Source organism: Mesobacillus campisalis (genome assembly GCF_000986785.1).
Classification (GTDB): Bacteria; Bacillota; Bacilli; order Bacillales; family Cytobacillaceae; genus Mesobacillus_B; species Mesobacillus_B campisalis.
In genome coordinates this window covers 398678-416374 of the sequence record NZ_LAYY01000001.1, presented here as the reverse complement: position 1 = coordinate 416374, position 17697 = coordinate 398678, and the positions used below count along the sequence as shown (strand labels likewise).

The window sequence follows — 17697 nt, the reverse complement described above, 5'->3', positions numbered from 1 at the left end:
AAACAATCTGGTTCTGTCGGACTGTGCTGACGCTTTTGATCATCACACCACTGGCGCTCGCAATCCAATAGTCTGGCATCATAGAAATGCGGGTTTTTTGAATGGAGGCATAGCAAAATGACTGAAACGAAATTAAAGACGAAAATTGATTTATTGATTACCAATGCCGAGGAGATAGTCACGTGCAAAGGCGAAGGCATGGATGAAATTGGAGTGCTTAAGAATGCCTGGATTGCCATCAAGGACGGCAAAATTGCCGGAATTGGCTCAGAAGAGGATGTTAAACATAATTTTGACATAGAGCAAACAACTATAATTGATGCCGACGGAAAAGTCGTCGCTCCTGGCTTCATTGACTCCCACACTCATCTCGTCTTTTATGGGACACGTGTTGAGGAATATGCAGCGAAGGTCGCAGGAAACAGCAAGGAAAGGCTGAAAAAGCTAGGCATCGTCACCGGGCCTAACCGCACAGTTGAATTGACGCGTAACACCCCGCAGGAAAAGCTGTTTGAACAGTCAAAAAAGCGCCTGCTGACGATGCTTGAATACGGGATTACAACTGTTGAAAGCAAGAGCGGGTACGGGCTGACGACAGAAAGCGAAATCAAGATCCTCGAAGTAAGCAGAAGGCTTGGTGAGGAAACACCACTAGATGTTTATAATACATTTTTAGGAGCACACGGCTTTCCGGAAAATATGACAAAAAGTGAGTACCTCAATGTCATCATCAATGAAATGATTCCCAGAGTAGGGGAACAGGGACTTGCGGAATTTTGTGATGTTTGGTGTGATGAGGGCTATTTTACCGCTGAAGAATCGGAATTGATTCTGAAAGCAGGAATTCAGCATGGAATGAAGCCGAAAATTCATGCAGATGCCTATTCCTATATAGGAGGCTCGGACTTGGCGGCAGAACTGAAAATGGTCTCTGTTGACCATTTGAATTACACTCCTGAAGAAGTAATGGAAAAGCTTGCTAAAGCCCAAGTAACGGGGGTTTTAATGCCGGCACTCGACTTCGCCGTCGGGCATAATTGGCCTTTTGATGCTAGGAAGATGCTGGATATGGGCATGCAAATTGCGCTGGCAACCGATCTTTGTCCGGCATGCTATACAGGTTCAATGCAGTTTGTCATCAATCTTGCCTGCAGACTGTATCAATTCTCGGTTGAGGAAGCAATCAAGGCAGCCACTTATGGCGGGGCAAAAGCGCTTGGCCTTGAGGACAGGGGAGTGCTTCAGGAAGGGAAAATTGCCGATCTGCAAATTTGGGACGTCCCTACCTATAAGCATATCGCTTACGAGCTTGGGACGAATATAGTAGATTCAGTAATTAAAAATGGAAAAGTTGTCGTCCGCCGCTAGGTTCATAGATTGACAGGAGGTTTTTATGTTGAAAACAAACCAGCTATCCACTGCTGCCGAATATGTAAAAGCTGAACGTTTGCAGGAGTTATTTTTAGAATTGGCGAAAATTAACGGCCCGAGCACAAAAGAACAACTGGTTGCCGATTATTTAAAAGAAGTGCTTCCAAAGCTCGGCTTTTCCCTTAAATTTGATGAAGCTCATAACCAATTTGACGGAGAGGTCGGAAATTTGATTGCCTGGCGTGAAGGAACTGATTCCTCTGTCCCGCCGTTATTTTTCTCGACACATATGGATACGGTGCTGCCGACGGAAGGATTAAAGCCAGTTATTAAAGATGGTGTCATTCATTCTGATGGAACAACGATTTTAGGCGCTGATGACCGGGCGGCATTGGCGGCTTACCTGGAAGCGATCCAGGCCATCATCGAGAGCGGAGTCCCGCATGGCCCCATTGAATTGATCCTGACCGTCAACGAACAAAAAGGGCTAGTTGGGGCCGTTCATATGGACTACAGCAAGGCCAAAAGCAAAATGGGCTATATATTTGACAGCAGCGGAGATGTCGGCCAGATCATCCTTAAGGGCCCTTACAGCAGCCGGATCCTGATTGAAGTCCAGGGCAACGCTGCACATATTGCCCTTAATGCTGAAGAGGGCAATAACGCAATTCTGCTGGCGGCTGAAGGCTTGTCCAAAATGAGGCTTGGCGAAATTGACAAGGAGACAATCGCCAATATTGGGATTATTAATGGTGGAGAGCTTACATCGATCATTACTGGAAGCGTTACCATTCGCGGGGAAGTACGCAGCTTTTCTAAAGAAAAACTCGACAGGCAGCTAAAGCATATGGAAGAAGTGATGCAGCAGACTGCCGAGAAGAACGGCGGAAAAGTGAATGTGAGCGTCGAGAAAAAATATCTTGGCTTTGAAATCGCCAAGGAAGATGTTTTGACGAAAACAGCAGAAGCAGCCGCCCGCAACATTAAAGTGAACCCATATTTAACTGAGACACTGGGAGGGGCAGACACGAACGTATTAAATGAAAATGGGCTGACCTGCCTGACGCTTGGGCTGGGATTCCGGAATATCCATACCTTCAGAGAGTGCATCAGCATTGAAAACCTGGTCAACACAGGGAGACTTACTGCTGCCCTTATTGAACAATGGTACATCAATCATAAAGGATTATGACTAAAGACAAGGAGCGGCAGGGGATATACAAAGCAAAGTAACTCGCCCGAAGTCCAAAATACCTCTGATCACATGTAAACAATGAAACAAAGTTTATTGCCGCCATCCATGCCGGGGATGGCGGCAGCCAGATGCAAAATCAATTTGTTCGAATCATGAGGGGGGCCTATATGTTAGATAATCCTGTACTAATATCTGTTATTGTATTAACGGTCTTAAGTCTTCTGAGAGTACATGTCATTTTTGCTTTGCTTTTTGCTGCCATTATTGCTGGAATAACCGCAAAATTATCGCTGCCAGAAACCATTTCCACTTTCATTGGCGGGATGGGAGGACAGTCGGAAACGGCTCTAAGCTATATTTTACTTGGTATTTTTGCGGCAATGATTGCCTACTCGGGAATCGCGAACATATTAATCGAAAAATTACTTGCAATGAAAAAACAAAGCAAATTTGTATTATTGCTGTTGATTGCCGGACTTACATGTCTTTCAGGCACATTAATTCCTGTCCATATTGCCTTTATCCCCATTCTGATTCCGCCTCTTTTGCTCTTCTTTAACTATTTGAAACTGGATCGAAGAGCTGTGGCCTGTGCTCTTACTTTCGGGCTGAAAATGCCGTATATTGTTATCCCGGCTGGATACGGACTCATTTTTCACGGGATTATTGCTTCGGAAATGAAAGCGAATGGGATGCCCATTGCCCAGTCACAAATTCCATTAGCGATGATGCTTCCGGCAGTAGGGATGTTCGTCGGCTTGTTTATTGCCGTCTTTTTCACTTATCGTAAAACAAGGGAGTATGAAACCATTCATACTGAGGTTCTTGCTGAAGTGAGCGCTGCCAGTGAAGCGGCTGTAAGAAAGCTGCAGGCAAGAGATTTTATTACCTTGGGAGCAGTTGTTGCTGCACTGGCCACTCAGCTTCTGCTCGGTTCGATGGTATTAGGAGCGCTGGCCGGAATTCTGATCATGTTCATTGGCAGGATTGTAACGTTGGCTGAGGGCGAGCTAGTTGTTCAGGATGGTGTCAAACTGATGGGCGCGATTGCTTTTGTTATGCTAATCGCTTCAGGCTATGCAACAGTCCTTAAAGAAACGGGTGCGATCAATGAATTAGTGGAAGCAGTCAACTCGATTGTCGGAGACAGCAAGCTATTTACAGCCATTTTATTATTGCTCATCGGCCTTTTAGTGACAATGGGAATTGGGACATCCTTTGGAACTGTTCCCATCCTGGCAGCTGTGTTCGTCCCTTTATGTATGTTGATCGGCTTTAGTCCTCTTGCAACTGTGGCATTGCTTGGAACGGCAGGTGCCCTGGGGGATGCTGGATCGCCTGCTTCCGATAGTACTCTCGGACCGACAGCAGGTTTAAATGCCGATGGTAAGCATGACCATATTTGGGATACTTGTGTACCGACTTTCATTCACTATAATATTCCTCTATTTGTGTTTGGAGTAATGGCGGCAATGGTTTTATAATGGATTAGACAGAATATTTCCACATGACGATAAAGGGAGATGGCAATAAATGAGCAACCTGGATTTGGTAGAGTTAAAATTGGTAGAATTGGATGGGTTTACACTAGATCGGCATAAAGTGGAAAGTGTCGTCTATGGCAAAGGAAGAGTGGCCGTTCCGGAAGAGAACCTCTTACGGGTTCGTGCAAGCCGCAACCGGGTGGAGAAACAAATAAATGACGGGAAAATTGTCTATGGTGTCAACACTGGCTTTGGAAAGCTAAGTGATATTGAAATTGCAAAAGACGATATTGCAAAATTACAGCTGAATTTATTGCGTGCAGATGCTGTCGGTGTCGGCGAGCCTCTTCCAGTCCCGGTCGTAAGGGCAATGATGACACTAAGGGCTAATTCACTGGCAAAGGGTTTCTCGGGAATAAGAGAAGAAACACTGCAGCTGCTCGTCGATATGATCAATGAAGGTGTTCACCCGGTTGTTCCATGCAAAGGGTCAGTTGGAGCAAGCGGTGATTTGGCACCGCTTTCACACGTCGCGATTGTCCTGGTAGGCGAAGGAAAGGCAGAATACAAGGGAGAGATTCTGCCTGGCGCTGAAGCGTTGAAACGGGCAGGGCTGAAGCCTGTGGCTTTGGAAGCAAAGGAAGGCTTGGCCTTAATCAATGGAACACAGGCGATGTCCGGAGTCGGAGTGCTGGCCCTTAATGAAGCAGAACGGGTCGGAATGGCAGCTGATATGGCGGCATGCCTGACTATGGAAGCGCTAAATGGAGTGATTTCCGCCTTTGACAGCGAGCTGTTAGCCGTTCGGCCGCATCCGGAACTGGAATTTGTCGCTTCGAGAATGAGGAAATGGCTGGAAGGAAGCCGGCGGATCACCCGCCAAGGAGAAATCCGCATCCAGGATGCTTATTCCATCCGCTGTATTCCTCAGGTTCATGGTGCATCTTGGCAAGCATTCAATTATGTCGACGAAAGGCTGAAAGTGGAAATGAATTCAGCTACTGACAATCCAATCGTACTGGAAAGCGGGGAAATCGTCTCCGGAGGGCATTTCCACGGTCAGCCTATTGCCTTGTCGATGGACTTTTTAAAAGTGGCAGCTGCGGAATGGGCCAATATATCCGAACGGAGGACAGAAAGACTCGTCAATCCGCAATTAAGTGGATTATCGCCATTCCTTGCTACTGATCCAGGACTGGAATGCGGGCTGATGGTGGCTCAGTATGCTGCTGCATCCCTTGTTTCCGAAAACAAGGTCCTTGCCCATCCTGCCAGTGTCGATTCCATTCCGACTTCGGCAAACCAGGAGGACCATGTCAGCATGGGAACCATCGCCTCACGGCAGGCAAGGGAAATCATCCACAATTCAGCCAGGGTCATTGCCGTAGAAATGATTTGTGCTTCACAGGCAATTTACCTGGAAGGAGCAGAAAAAGAATTGGCACCGGCAACAAGGGAATACCTCGAGAAAATCCGGGATATTTGCCCGCCATTGGAGAGCGATCGTGCCATTTCCGAACAAATGGAAGAGCTGGCCCAATTTATTCTGCGAGAAGGAGTATAAAACATAATGCCTGTCCCTCAGCCAGTGATGCATGGGGACGGTTCTCTTGCCTCATTAAGCCTAATCCGCTGTTGGATTAGGCTTTTTGAGTTATTCTGTTTCAAGCGGTAATGATTGCTAACTGTTTGATTGTGAGGCAGACGAACCGTCCCCGTGCTCTACTTCCGTTTTTCATCCGCCTGCCGAGTGAATAATGAAAATCCCAGCCAAATCAGACCTATTCCCATGGGAACCGCTAATATCCGGTCGAGCGGATGCGGCAGCAGCGGGGAGCTAAGGGTAGCCACTGCTCCAAATGCAAGCACACCTGCCGCCCAGCGAGGCAGGATACCGGCACGGAGAGTTGAAATACCAAAAAGCAGACCGCCAAGTATATATAACAAACCTCCAAGATGTACAATAGTTGGCAAGGTTCTGAGATCCATCCCGCTGGAGGAGCCACTGAAGATCCCGAGGTACCCCTCCACAAACTTCGGTGCGTCGGCTGCCAACAGCGGCAGAATAAAGGCTTCTGCAAATGTAAAGGCAATCGTGGCAATCCAAAAAAGGCTGAACATGAGAAACCCAACCAGGCCAAGCCAGCCAGCCTGATTCAATTGAATTGCATAGATCCCCGTAATGCCGACTAAGGCCAAAATGGCCATGGCTAGGGACAAATAGTGGATCAGTGCCCATTCGCCAGAGGTGACTGACGAAAGATTTTCAGGTGGATGAATGGGCTGAATGGCTATAAAAAGAAACCCTGCTACCATAGCTGCCAAACCTGACCAACGAATGAGCCTCAAGGATGTTATTGGAGCGTTTTTGTTTGAATTCATTTGGTTATCCCCTTCTTTAATAAATTCATATCCTTAAAGCAAAAAAGACATGGGAATAAGGCAGTGCGAAGGAACACCGAGCTAAAATTGGGGCTTTATATCCTGTTTTCCTGTTGACGAATCAGGAATCAACGTTCTCGAAAACAGTTTGGCTAGGCAGGTTGTTGACAGCGTTGATTTACTGGTATACCTGTATCATATGCTTTGGCTGTTTGGGTCATGAATACTCAAATGAAGCTCAGAGCCATTAGGTTCTGAGCTTTTTTTGGTGGACAGTCTACGTTCTTAATAACCCAAATAAAATTTGTATCTTTTCACGGTATCCTCAAAGGCACCAATTACTATACATGGATATAAAATGAATCCTCCTAAATAGTTAATTTTACCTATATAACCAAGTATTACACTACCTTCCTCTTATATACAATATAAATATAGATTGATATATTCTAATTATTCTGAATTGTTAAGGGGGTTTCAAATGGGAAAATGGTATAACAAATTTATAGTTTTCTTCACTGCTCTAGTAATGGCATTGGGGGCTTACACAGCTCCAGCAGGTGCTGTTTCTAATTTAGCGAGCCCCGTCTCTGAAAGAGCTTTATCTGTTGAAATTGAGGAAGCCACGATATTTAACTTGCAGCATGCTATGCAGAGGGGAGTGTTGACCTCTGAGGAATTGGTTAAATTGTATCTCAATCGAATTGAGGAGTATGATGACAGCATTAACTCTATCATTACAGTTGACGAAAATGTATTAGAAGAAGCGAAACAACTAGATAAAGAGCGCAAAGCGGAAAAAGTTCGCGGTCCCTTGCATGGAATTCCGGTTATTTTAAAAGACAACTATGATACATACGATATGCAAACTACTGCAGGATCCCTGTCACTTGAAGGTTCCATCCCTCTAAAGGATGCCTATCAAACAAAAAGATTAAGAGATGAAGGTGCAATCATCATAGGGAAAGCAAACCTGCATGAATTTGCTTTTGGATTCCAAACAATTAGTTCCCTTGGCGGACAAACCTTTAATCCTTATGACTTAACCAGATATCCAGGCGGTTCAAGCGGTGGAACGGCAGCAGCGGTTGCTTCCAACTTTGCCACTGTCGGATTAGGGACAGACACTGGCGGGTCCATCCGAATACCTTCGTCCTTTAATAACTTGGTTGGACTTCGCCCTACTATGGGACTTGCCAGCCGTGATGGAATCATTCCACTTGCACTATCACAGGATGTCGGCGGACCGATGGGACGCACGGTTGAAGATGTGGCTGTCGTTCTCGATGCAATTGCTGGCTATGACCCTGCAGATCCAGTTACTGAAGCCAGTATCGGAAAAGTCCCCAAAACCTATACTCATTATCTTAAGAAAAATGGATTAAAGAAGGCCCGGATAGGGGTTATTCGCGACCTGTTTGGGAATGACCCTCAAGTCAATAAAGTGATGGATCAAGTGATTGCGGACATGGAAGCACTTGGAGCAGAAGTGTTCGAGGTAACAGTTCCTAATCTTAGTGCAATTCTTTCTTATCCAAGCTTAAGCGGATACGAATTTAAATTTCAGTTAAATGATTATTTGGCTAGCCTTGGGCCTGATGCACCGGTAAGAACGTTATCAGATATTATCGAAAGCGGGAAATTCCACCCAAGTCTGGAAAGTGGATTAAAATCCCGAAATGAAAGAGAATCATTAGAAAATAATGAGGAATACCAAGACATTATTACCAATCGTCCTAAAATGTCAAGGGAAAGCTTAATGGTAACGTTTAATGAACATGACCTTGATGCCCTACTCTATCCAACTTCGAATGCTTTACCGGCACAGGTGGGCAAAAGCCAAGGTGCAGGGAATGCTAATCGCTTAAGTCCTTATTCAGGATTCCCTGCAATCTCGGTTCCTGCTGGCTTCAGTGACAACGGCCTTCCAGTCGGGCTTGAGCTGCTAGGAAAAGAATTCGACGAGCCAACATTGATTAAACTTGCCTACGCTTATCAAGAAGGAACGAACCATCGAAAAGCGCCTGAACTAAAATAGGAACCTTCATAGAAAAGAGGGCTGTCTCACTAGCCTTGCAGTCTTGAGAAAATAAAACATGTTTTACTAATGAAAGCACATCATTTTGGTGAAAAGCTATGTTAAATAATATCTTTAATAAATGACCATAAAACAAGGACCCCGTTAGGGTCCTTGTTTTAAAACCTTATTGAAGATTAGCTCCCGTTAGTTTAAGTACATTTGTTCACAATCTTTTCTTTGAATAAGAAAAAAGCTGCCACAATGACAGCCAGTCCTGATTTATGGAGTTTAATTCTAATTAGATGAAATGCCCTTCCCACCTTTTGTTATGAAGGTGCTGATTTTTTCCATACCAGTAATAATTGGTTTCGCACGACTTATTAATGTCTGGGTAGTTTCGAGACTTAGAGACGCTTGATGGGCATCTTCATTAGTCCACACTTCATAAACATAAACAGAACTTGGCTCATTCTCAGAAATATTCACAAGATATATTTCACATTCATCCAAGTTCTTCATTGATTCTGCCGCTTCCAACAGAATATCAACCATTTTTTCTTTTTCGCCTTCTTGTACCATAAACTTGTTAAATAAACTAAATTTGCTCATACCATCCTCCTTAATTTTGTCACCTGTTAAGTATTTCTATATATAAACACGCTTCTCCTATTATTCCCATAAATAAAACTAATCAAATCTTCTTGAGCTAACCTGCCCCGTTTGTTTAATAAGGAATTCAACAAAAAAAACCGTTAATCCTGCTGGATCGACGCACCCGTTAACACAAGACTTGAACCTTACATAAATTTGTACCCTTTGCTCATTAACTCCTTTAATGAAGGAATGACATAAGTAATGTACTTGTGACCATTTATTATTTTATCTACCAGATCTACCTTTTTCTTTATCCATCTATTTAATGTCCCGTACCATTTTTCAAGCTCTTTTTTCTTTTCATCAAGTTTTTCTTGCTCATTCCAAGACTTTATTTCAACCCAAATGCGTCCTCTAGATATTTCTTTATTTTTTCCAATTTCTCTTTTATATGTTCTTGGAAGCGGCAGAACCGTCCCTATGCTCTTTTTATGTTAGGAAACCTCACACGTTTATAGAGAATCTCTTTTTTACATTGTAATCTTTTAAACATAAAACCAAATATATAAAAGGATGCGATGAAAAAATGATGCTCAATAAGAAGCTGAAAACAATCGGTCTCGTAAGTGCAGGTGCTGCAACATTATTATCTGCCACGTTTGCTTTTAGCCAAGACACGATCGGGGCAAAAAAACAAAAGGAAGAGCCGTTCAATATCCTGCAATCAACCTCCGCAGAAAGAGCAGAAGGGAAATACTATCTGCCTACCTCGCTCGATACCATACGCTGGGGGCATTTGCCTAACCGTGACAGCAAACCAGTGATGAGCGTGCCATCAGGAAGCACCATCACTGTCGATACTCTATCCCATGAAGGAATTTTGGAAGACCAGGGGCGGAATCCTGTGGAATACTTTGCTAAGCATGGCGTCAGTGAAGATCAAATTTTAGATGAAGCCATTGAAATTGCCGGCTCGGATATTCATCATGATTTCGATCATGATGGTCCACATGTCGTGACAGGTCCGATTGCCATTGAGGGGGCGGAGCCAGGCGATGTATTAAAAGTGGAAGTTTTGTCCCTGACACCACGAGTTCCTTATGGCGTTATTTCCAACCGCCACTATAAGGGAGCACTCCCAGGTGAATTCCCTGAAAATGAAGGCCGCCAGGATGGGGCAAGCGCGGAACACCCAGAGCTTTACAACAATGTCTCGAAGTTTACGCCTTTAGAAAAAATCAACGGAAAATACTATGGGGTATTGCCCATTGAAGCTGGCGGCGAAGTCCGCTTCCCTGTGAAGCCTTTTATGGGGATGATGGGGGTGGCTCCAAATACAAGCGAGAAAGTCAGCTCGGTTCCTCCAATTGAAACCGGGGGCAATATCGATATTAATGAACTGGGTGTCGGTTCGACTCTCTACCTACCAGTTCAGGTAAAAGATGCCCTCTTCTTCACTGGAGATCCGCACTTTGCGCAGGGTGACGGCGAAGTAGCTTTGACAGCATGGGAAGCGTCCCTGCGCGGCACCTTCCGCGTAACCGTTTTAAAACAAGGGGATCCTTCCCTTCCGAACAAGGGAGAATTCACCCAGCCATTTGCTGAAACAGAAGATTACTGGATCCCAATTGGCCTTGATGAAGACCTGGATGAAGCGATGAAAGAAAGTGTCCGGGAAGCCGTCGCTTTTTTAAATGAAAAGCTTGGGATGGACCGCGCTACGGCAATGGCCTATATGAGTGCTGCAACGGATTATGAAGTGTCCCAGGTCGTCGATAAAACAAAAGGCATTCATGCATTGATCGAGAAAAGGCATTTCATTGATACTCTGAATTTAGATGTTTTTGTTGATAAAAATAAAATTGATTCTAAAATAGTAAATGATGATTTCTATGTCTCCGTAGATGCCCTTGTCGAAAGCCTGGGAGGAAAAACGAACACCAATCATAAAAAAGGTGCTGTCAATGTAACGGCAACAACAGGATCCCAAAAGACTGTATTCACAGAGAAATCGACCATTTATACAGTGGATGGAAAGGAACTGCAGCTCGGCGCGATGCCAGTCGTGATCAACGGTGAGCTCCACGTCCCAATTACCGTCATTGGAGACCTTCTCGGAGTAAAAGTAAACTGGACAACCACAGGAAAAACCCTGGTCGCAAACATTACCTTCGACACAAAGAAATAAATCACAGGGACGGTTCTTCTGCTTCCATAAAGGAAGCAGGAGAACCGTCCCCTTGTCTACCCTTTTTAGCTCTTGCCCCTATAATTGAAGAAGCCTTTATCCCTTTACACCGTTTTTTGGGTCCCATATTTCTTGTAATTTCCTAATATAGATAATCTGTCCAGTATGGTATGTAGTATGAATAGTAAGGTGGGCAAGTTCAGAAGCCCCGTCATCGAGTTTATTGGTATCAGCTTCCTCAACGACATCCTTCCATTCAGTCATAATCTCATTTATCCGTTTAACAGTTTCATTCCAATTTACTTCTTCATTGTTTTTAAAGGTATTGTCACTAACTATTTTATCGTTTGGTATACCTTTAAAGCGATTTAAAAAACGTTGATTATAATAAATTAAGTGGTTTACAATTTCAAAAATAGAGTTAGTTGTTTTACTTGGTTTCCAAGTTGCTTGTTCCTCGTTAAGTCCATCAATTGAGTTTAATAAAGATACAAACCAAGTATTTTCGTGACAAGCCCTTAACTATGCTAAGAAAAGCTCTTTAACATTCATCATAAATCCTCCTGGGCAAGCAATATTCGTATTTAGACACTCCTAGGTATCAATAAAAAATATGCTACTAATCCTTTATTATTCGACTAAACTTCCCCGTTAGTTGAATAAGCCTCCATATCATTTTAAAATATATATCCAAAAAGCTGATTGCCATTTTTAACACACCAATCCCATAGCAAATAGGATACGAATTAGCACACTAACAATAAATTCTGTCATCTTTCTAAAAGGGGTGCGAAAAAAGATGCTAAAACACCCTTAAATGCACAGATAACGTGTTTTTTGAATAGCCTATAGGCAGGGTGGAAATGGCTGGTTATTTCTATTAATATAGAGCGGAGGTTTCTTCATGCAGTTCTTTTATACCGTCCGTCAAGGAGATACAGTTTCCCGAATTGCCAAACGCTGGGAGCTGCCAGTGGATTCATTGATTGCGGCGAACAATTTAGCCCCGCCTTATACAATTTATGTCGGTCAACAGCTTTCAGTACCTCCCGGAGTTGATGTCACAAACGTAAAGGCAGGGGACACGGTCTATAAAATTGCACAGGCTTATGGTGTCCCACCAGCCGTGATCATTCAAGAAAATCAGCTTCAGCCTCCAAATTTGCTGCAAATCGGACAGCTGTTAACCGTTCCTCCTGGTGTCCCTTACTATGTCGTCCAACCAGGCGATACCTTATTTAACATCGCCAGAAGATTTAATGTCACCACTGGGGGACAAAGTAATTATGAGTTGATTCGAGAAGCCAATCGGCTGCCATCTTACACGATTTATCCAGGGATGAGGCTGATGATTCCTTATGCTCCGCCTGGGGAAAGCGGGTTGATTGCCTATATTTCCAATCGTGGTGGAGAGTTTGACTTATGGTTATATAACCCGGGAAATGGCGTTAATCGACAAATTACATTTGGGTTAGGTGAAAGTTATTCTGTTCCCTTTTGGTCACCGGACACTAGCAGAATTGCTTTTGTAGGTAAAAACGAAATTCTTTATGTCCTTACGCTTCCTACCAATACGGTTGCCCAAATCGATCAGTTTTCAGAGGCGTCCGGTATTTTCCTTGATTGGTCCCCAGACAGCCAGAAACTTGTTTACTACAACCGCGAAACAATCATCCTATACAATACCGGTACACACCAAGCACAAACCATCAACCAATCTAATGCGACCGATGTCCAATGGTTCCCAAATGGAACAGAATTGCTCTATCAAGCACCCGATCCAAACGGAGTCAGTCAGCTATTCCGAATTAAAATCGATGGAACGGAGAAGGTGCAAGTCACGCAAAACACAGGTGGACGCCATAACCATGTTCGTCTCAGCCCTGATGGGAACTTTGTGTTATTCACTACCCCAGGAGCAAGCATCTCGCTTATTTTCACCATCGATCTTTTAACCGGAAATCTTTTTGAAGTGAAAGGCGGACCGCTTGCGAAAAATTACTTTCCGACATGGTCACCGAACTCGCGGAATATTGCTTTTAGTGCTACCGCTTTTGAAGATAGAGGCTATTTCTCTTTGATCAGAACCGTCGGAAGGCAAGGAGAAAACGAGCAAACAAGAGCGATCTCTGATTGCTTTGCAACTCCTGTTACATGGTCCCCGGACGGAGGGAAGCTCGCCTATCTTTCAGGATGCAAACCACAGGGGCAGGCAAGTGAGATTTGGATGGTCAATCTCACTCATCCAGTTCCAATCCGATTAGTAGCTGGAGGAAACATCACAGCACTGGAATGGTCGCCAGCGCCACACGTGAATTTGAACAAATACACGAATCCTGCTTTTAAAGTCAGCTTCCAATACCCAGCTCATTGGAGGAGAGTAACGGAGGAACGCTATGAAGGCAGTGATGGCTTCTTTCAAATCGGAGCAATTTCATCCGAGGATCCAATAGAAACCGTGTGCCACAATGAAGCCTTTCACCAACTCTTGCCATACGGAACACAGCCGCGTATCGTACCAACAAAAATCCAGAACCAAGAAGCATGCTATATCTTTCCCTCAGCAGACCAACCTGCTGAAATGAACAATCAAGCTGCCCTCATCGTTCGCTATCCAACGCCTATTGTATTGGACGGAACAAGCTACCAATACTTTATCCTGTGGGCAGATCAGGGGCATGTAACGGTAATAGGGGAATCATTGGTGTTTTTATAGGTTTTGTTTTGATGAGCAGGGACAGGGAACCTTTCCAAACTGCCCCTTCAGTCCTTAACATAAAATATTTTCGTAGAAGTAGTCATAAGTTTTAGGGTTTGTTGCGACATATATTCGGGTGGGGGTGAGAAGTCTTCCTCTATCCAACGAATGATTAAACCGGCAATTCCGTGAGCGCGGTAAATATAAAGCCACTTCGTATCTACAACTGTTTCTCCTTCCAGCTCATATTCATACTCCTCTATAAAAAGCTGTTCAATCGCTTTTGCCATTTTAAAACGGAAGTCAACTCGGATATGATCACTCAATAACAGTTTGTAAAGCTTTGCATTTTCTTGAAAGTATTTAAACAAGGTGATTTTGTCTATATTTAATTCATTCATATCGACTTTTTTAGTTGTCTTGTATGGTTTGCGAATTTCTTCTATCATTTCATTTAACACATCTTGAACCACCTCATCGAGTAACTGTTCCTTCGTTTCAAAATTTGCATAGAAAGTTCCACGATTATAATTTGCTTCACGAACAATTTCAGAAATGGTTATCTGGTCAAATGACTTATTAAATAACAATTTTATAAAAGTTTCTTTAATCGCTGCTTTTGAACGTTGGATTCTTTTGTCAATAAGCTCTGGCATCGTTAGTCACCTCAACTTAAGTATGGACGAAACCCGTATTCCCTGCAATCAAACAGGACGAATTTACTATACAAAATCCACTGATTTGTACAGTAATGAACACTCTCGTTTTTTTGTTGATTGATGCTTACGAATAGTAGGAATATATTATATTTGTAAAGTGTTTAAAAGGAATAGGAGGTAATTGTATTATGAAGGGTTGGGAGTTTACAGGGACAAACGAGCCATTGGTATTAGTAGAAAAGCCAGATCCAGTTGCAGCACCAGGAACGGTCATTATAGAGGTAAAAGCTGCAGGTTTATGTCATTCCGATGTGGCAACATTGCGTGATCCGGGCTGGATGAAAATTTTAGCAAAAGTACCAATCATTTTAGGACATGAAATTGCTGGTGTCATTACTGAAGTCGGTGAAGGGGTCACTGACTTTGCAGTAGGCGACCGCGTTGGAGTTTGTCCAGTTGGAAAAGATGGCTTAGGGCCTGGTAATGGCCGTGATGGCGGCTATGCGGATAAAGTTCTTGTTCCGGCTGTTGACCTGGTACCAATCCCAGAGGGAGTTACCTTTGCACAAGCTGCTGCTGGAACGGATGCAGGTATGACTTCTTACCATGCGATGTTCCAAAAAGGTGGCGCTAAAGCTGGAATGAAAGTTGGCGTTATTGGAATTGGCGGTTTAGGCCAAATGGCTGCACGTGCGGCTGTAGTCGCCGGGTGTGATGTTTATGCAGTAGACTTAAGCCCAGCGGCCCGTGACCTTGCAAAAGAAATCGGCTGCAAGGAAGTGTTTGAAAATGTAAGTGATTTAGCAGCGGTGGCCCCGGAATTAATTGTTGATTATGCAGGGTTTGGCACAACAACGGCTGATGCGATTGATGCTGTAGCAGTTGGCGGTACTGTCGTTCTTGTTGGAATGGGCAAATTGCAGACTACCATCAATACAAGTAACTTAATTCTAAAATCCGTTCAACTAAAAGGCAGTGTTGGTGGTACAGTTGAAGATGTTGCGGCCGTATATGAATTAATGGCACAAGGCCATCTAAACCCAACCATAACTGAAATTACATTTGATGAAATCTCTGATGGTCTAGGACGTTTAGAACGCCATGAGGTAACAGGCCGTCTTGTTGCAAATCTAGAATAGTAACTTTGCCAGTAAAATAGTGCATTTTGGTGGTCAGTCCGGTGAAGTAAAGCGTTATTTCAATGGGGCTTATTGACTCCATTTTTCAAAGATATAAGGAATGAAGGTGAAACCGCAATGGTTCACCTTTTTTTGTGTTACCTTATTCCTTTCTATTCATTCTTAGGGAAAGCAGTAGAAATTAACGTAGGTGTAGTACTTAAATAGTTGCGATTGCTAATTATTATGCCGGTTTATATTCATATGCTTATTGTTCTAAGATAAACGCCTTCCCTTATCGGAGGCGTTTATATATATCAGGAATATAAAACTAAAATGCTTTATTGGAATCTGTTTAAATGAATCAATCGCAATTCATAAAACGGCAGCTCTATTTTAAGGAATTAAATTTACAGCACTAACACGTTCCCCGTTTTGATAGAATTCATAGTTAACTTCAACTCCATACATTTCTGCTGTTATATTCATGGCATTTATGAAGTTATAAGCAAGGTAGCGACCTGGTTCAAATATCCCTCTTTCATCTTGTTTCCATCCATAAACTCCCTCTAAATAGATCAGAATTTTTACTTCACCATTTGAGTCAAGGACATCGAATTTTGTTACATTGATTTTATCCATATCATCGATTTCCTCGTTCCAAAATTCAGTGTACCGAGGAAGAGTAATCTCAACTTCTCTATACAAGGCATTTAAGATGTCCTCTGACACAGCTTCTTCAGACTTTCCATTCCCCGAAGTTTGCTGAGCTTCTTCAAGTGCTGCAATTTTCATTTCATGTTCCATTACCAAATGTGCCAACTTCGCTTTGCTTTCAGCAAATACAGTTGGGTTCAGTACACCGAAGCCTAAGGCTAGAGCGGTCATACTTAAAATGAATGGTGTTTTCTTTTTCATGATACGGCCTCCGATAAATTAATGATAGATAACTATATTATTCTATCATTAGATCTCTCATACTCGGAAGACCCCATACTTCTTGGCATGTCATTAATCGTCAACCAACCCTTCAATATAATTAAAAAACGAATCGGATACAGTACCGATTCGTTTTCATGCTGCTGAATACTTCATTTATTCACTTCAATCGTTTCAATGAATTTCTCAATGGTCGCCGTCAGGTACGTATCCGCTCTTCTGATAAACAGGGTGTTGATCGTGCTGTACTTTTCAGGGAGGGAATGGCAGGTGATAAGTCCGTTTTGTTCCAGGTGGACGACAGCTGACCTTGGAACGAATGTCACCCCAAGCCCCATTTTGACACTTTGCAGGATGGTTTCCAATGTGCCAAATTCCATCACCCGTTTTGGTGCGATATTTTCGTCTTTATACCAGTTTTCAAGCCGGGCCCGGTATCCGCAGCCTTTGCTAAAGCATAGGAAGGGTTTTTCCTTCAACTCTTCCAGGGAGGAGGCGCTTGGATCTGAAATTAAAACAAGCTCCTCCTGAAACACCTGGTGCGCTACAAGATCAGGGTGGAAGTTTGACTCTGTCACGAATGCTCCGTCTAATTTATGGTTCAGCACTTTCCTTTGCAGAGTTTCGGTTACTCCCGTATAAATCGACAAATCGACATTTTGATAGTTTTGTATATAGCTAGACAATATTTTAGGCAAATGAATGACCGTTTCAACGGTGCCAATTTCCAACTTTCCGGATGGTTCGGTTTGATTTTGGACGGCCTGCTTCATTTCCTCTGTTAACGATAAGATTCTTTGGCTATACGTTAAAAGTTTCTTTCCCTCTGGCGTCAAACTCATCCCTCGGCGATGCCGGTTGAACAGGGGAGTGTTCAGTTCAGTCTCCAGCTTATGGATTCTAGCCGTAAGATTCGATTGTACATAGTTCAGCTGTTTGGCCGCGCCAGTAATGGTCCCCTGCTCAGCGACTGCCTGGAAAATCTCCAAGTCTTTAAATTCCAATCTGGATCCCTCCCCGTCTATTTTATCAAAGTATATGGTATCACA

At 43.4% G+C, this 17697-nt stretch carries 13 protein-coding genes and 1 pseudogene; 8 read left to right on the top strand and 6 right to left on the bottom strand.

Annotation, left to right across the window (positions count from 1 at the left end; all coding sequences use genetic code 11):
• The first annotated feature begins 117 nt into the window (after positions 1 to 117).
• From hutI to hutH, 4 genes are all read left to right on the top strand, one after another.
• The gene (gene hutI / locus WQ57_RS01715) at positions 118 to 1368 is read left to right on the top strand and encodes an imidazolonepropionase (protein WP_046521952.1); all 1251 of its coding nucleotides are present in this window, start codon (positions 118 to 120) and stop codon (positions 1366 to 1368) included.
• A gap of 25 nt (positions 1369 to 1393) precedes the next feature.
• Positions 1394 to 2563, top strand: a complete 1170-nt coding sequence (locus WQ57_RS01710; protein ID WP_046521951.1) for a M20/M25/M40 family metallo-hydrolase — start codon at positions 1394 to 1396, stop codon at positions 2561 to 2563.
• Positions 2564 to 2733: 170 nt separating this feature from the next.
• The gene (locus WQ57_RS01705) at positions 2734 to 4050 is read left to right on the top strand and encodes a Na+/H+ antiporter family protein (RefSeq protein ID WP_046521950.1); all 1317 of its coding nucleotides are present in this window, start codon (positions 2734 to 2736) and stop codon (positions 4048 to 4050) included.
• Positions 4051 to 4099: 49 nt separating this feature from the next.
• Positions 4100 to 5614, top strand: coding sequence for a histidine ammonia-lyase (gene hutH / locus WQ57_RS01700; protein WP_046521949.1), 1515 nt, complete (start codon positions 4100 to 4102; stop codon positions 5612 to 5614).
• A 158-nt stretch (positions 5615 to 5772) separates the two neighbouring features.
• Here hutH and WQ57_RS01695 read toward each other — a convergent pair whose 3' ends face one another.
• Complete coding sequence (locus WQ57_RS01695; RefSeq protein ID WP_046521948.1) at positions 5773 to 6432, bottom strand: hypothetical protein; 660 nt, start codon at positions 6430 to 6432, stop codon at positions 5773 to 5775.
• A 481-nt stretch (positions 6433 to 6913) separates the two neighbouring features.
• Between WQ57_RS01695 and WQ57_RS01690 the strand changes: the two genes are divergently transcribed.
• A complete protein-coding gene (locus WQ57_RS01690) occupies positions 6914 to 8470 on the top strand; it encodes an amidase (protein ID WP_046521947.1) in 1557 nt (518 codons plus the stop codon).
• Positions 8471 to 8746: 276 nt separating this feature from the next.
• On the opposite strand, the gene WQ57_RS01685 is transcribed toward WQ57_RS01690, so the two are convergent.
• Positions 8747 to 9061: a putative quinol monooxygenase gene (locus WQ57_RS01685; protein ID WP_046521946.1), complete on the bottom strand. Its 315-nt coding sequence runs from the start codon at positions 9059 to 9061 to the stop codon at positions 8747 to 8749.
• A gap of 571 nt (positions 9062 to 9632) precedes the next feature.
• Here WQ57_RS01685 and WQ57_RS01680 point away from each other — a divergent pair.
• Positions 9633 to 11234, top strand: a complete 1602-nt coding sequence (locus WQ57_RS01680) for an acetamidase/formamidase family protein (RefSeq protein WP_241481462.1) — start codon at positions 9633 to 9635, stop codon at positions 11232 to 11234.
• Positions 11235 to 11330: 96 nt separating this feature from the next.
• Here the strand turns inward: WQ57_RS01680 and WQ57_RS01675 are convergent.
• Positions 11331 to 11711, bottom strand: a pseudogene (locus tag WQ57_RS01675) (DinB family protein); the annotation flags it as partial.
• 427 nt (positions 11712 to 12138) lie between these two features.
• Here WQ57_RS01675 and WQ57_RS01670 point away from each other — a divergent pair.
• Complete coding sequence (locus tag WQ57_RS01670; RefSeq protein WP_046521945.1) at positions 12139 to 13950, top strand: LysM peptidoglycan-binding domain-containing protein; 1812 nt, start codon at positions 12139 to 12141, stop codon at positions 13948 to 13950.
• Positions 13951 to 13997: 47 nt separating this feature from the next.
• Here WQ57_RS01670 and WQ57_RS01665 read toward each other — a convergent pair whose 3' ends face one another.
• On the bottom strand, positions 13998 to 14588 hold the full coding sequence (locus tag WQ57_RS01665; RefSeq protein WP_046521944.1) for a TetR/AcrR family transcriptional regulator: 591 nt from the start codon (positions 14586 to 14588) through the stop codon (positions 13998 to 14000).
• A gap of 191 nt (positions 14589 to 14779) precedes the next feature.
• Between WQ57_RS01665 and WQ57_RS01660 the strand changes: the two genes are divergently transcribed.
• Positions 14780 to 15730: a zinc-binding dehydrogenase gene (locus WQ57_RS01660; RefSeq protein ID WP_046521943.1), complete on the top strand. Its 951-nt coding sequence runs from the start codon at positions 14780 to 14782 to the stop codon at positions 15728 to 15730.
• Positions 15731 to 16105: 375 nt separating this feature from the next.
• On the opposite strand, the gene WQ57_RS01655 is transcribed toward WQ57_RS01660, so the two are convergent.
• Positions 16106 to 16627, bottom strand: a complete 522-nt coding sequence (locus WQ57_RS01655) for a hypothetical protein (protein WP_046521942.1) — start codon at positions 16625 to 16627, stop codon at positions 16106 to 16108.
• 173 nt (positions 16628 to 16800) lie between these two features.
• Positions 16801 to 17652 (bottom strand): LysR family transcriptional regulator, encoded by an 852-nt coding sequence (locus WQ57_RS01650; protein ID WP_046521941.1) that lies wholly within the window; start codon positions 17650 to 17652, stop codon positions 16801 to 16803.
• Positions 17653 to 17697 lie beyond the last annotated feature (45 nt).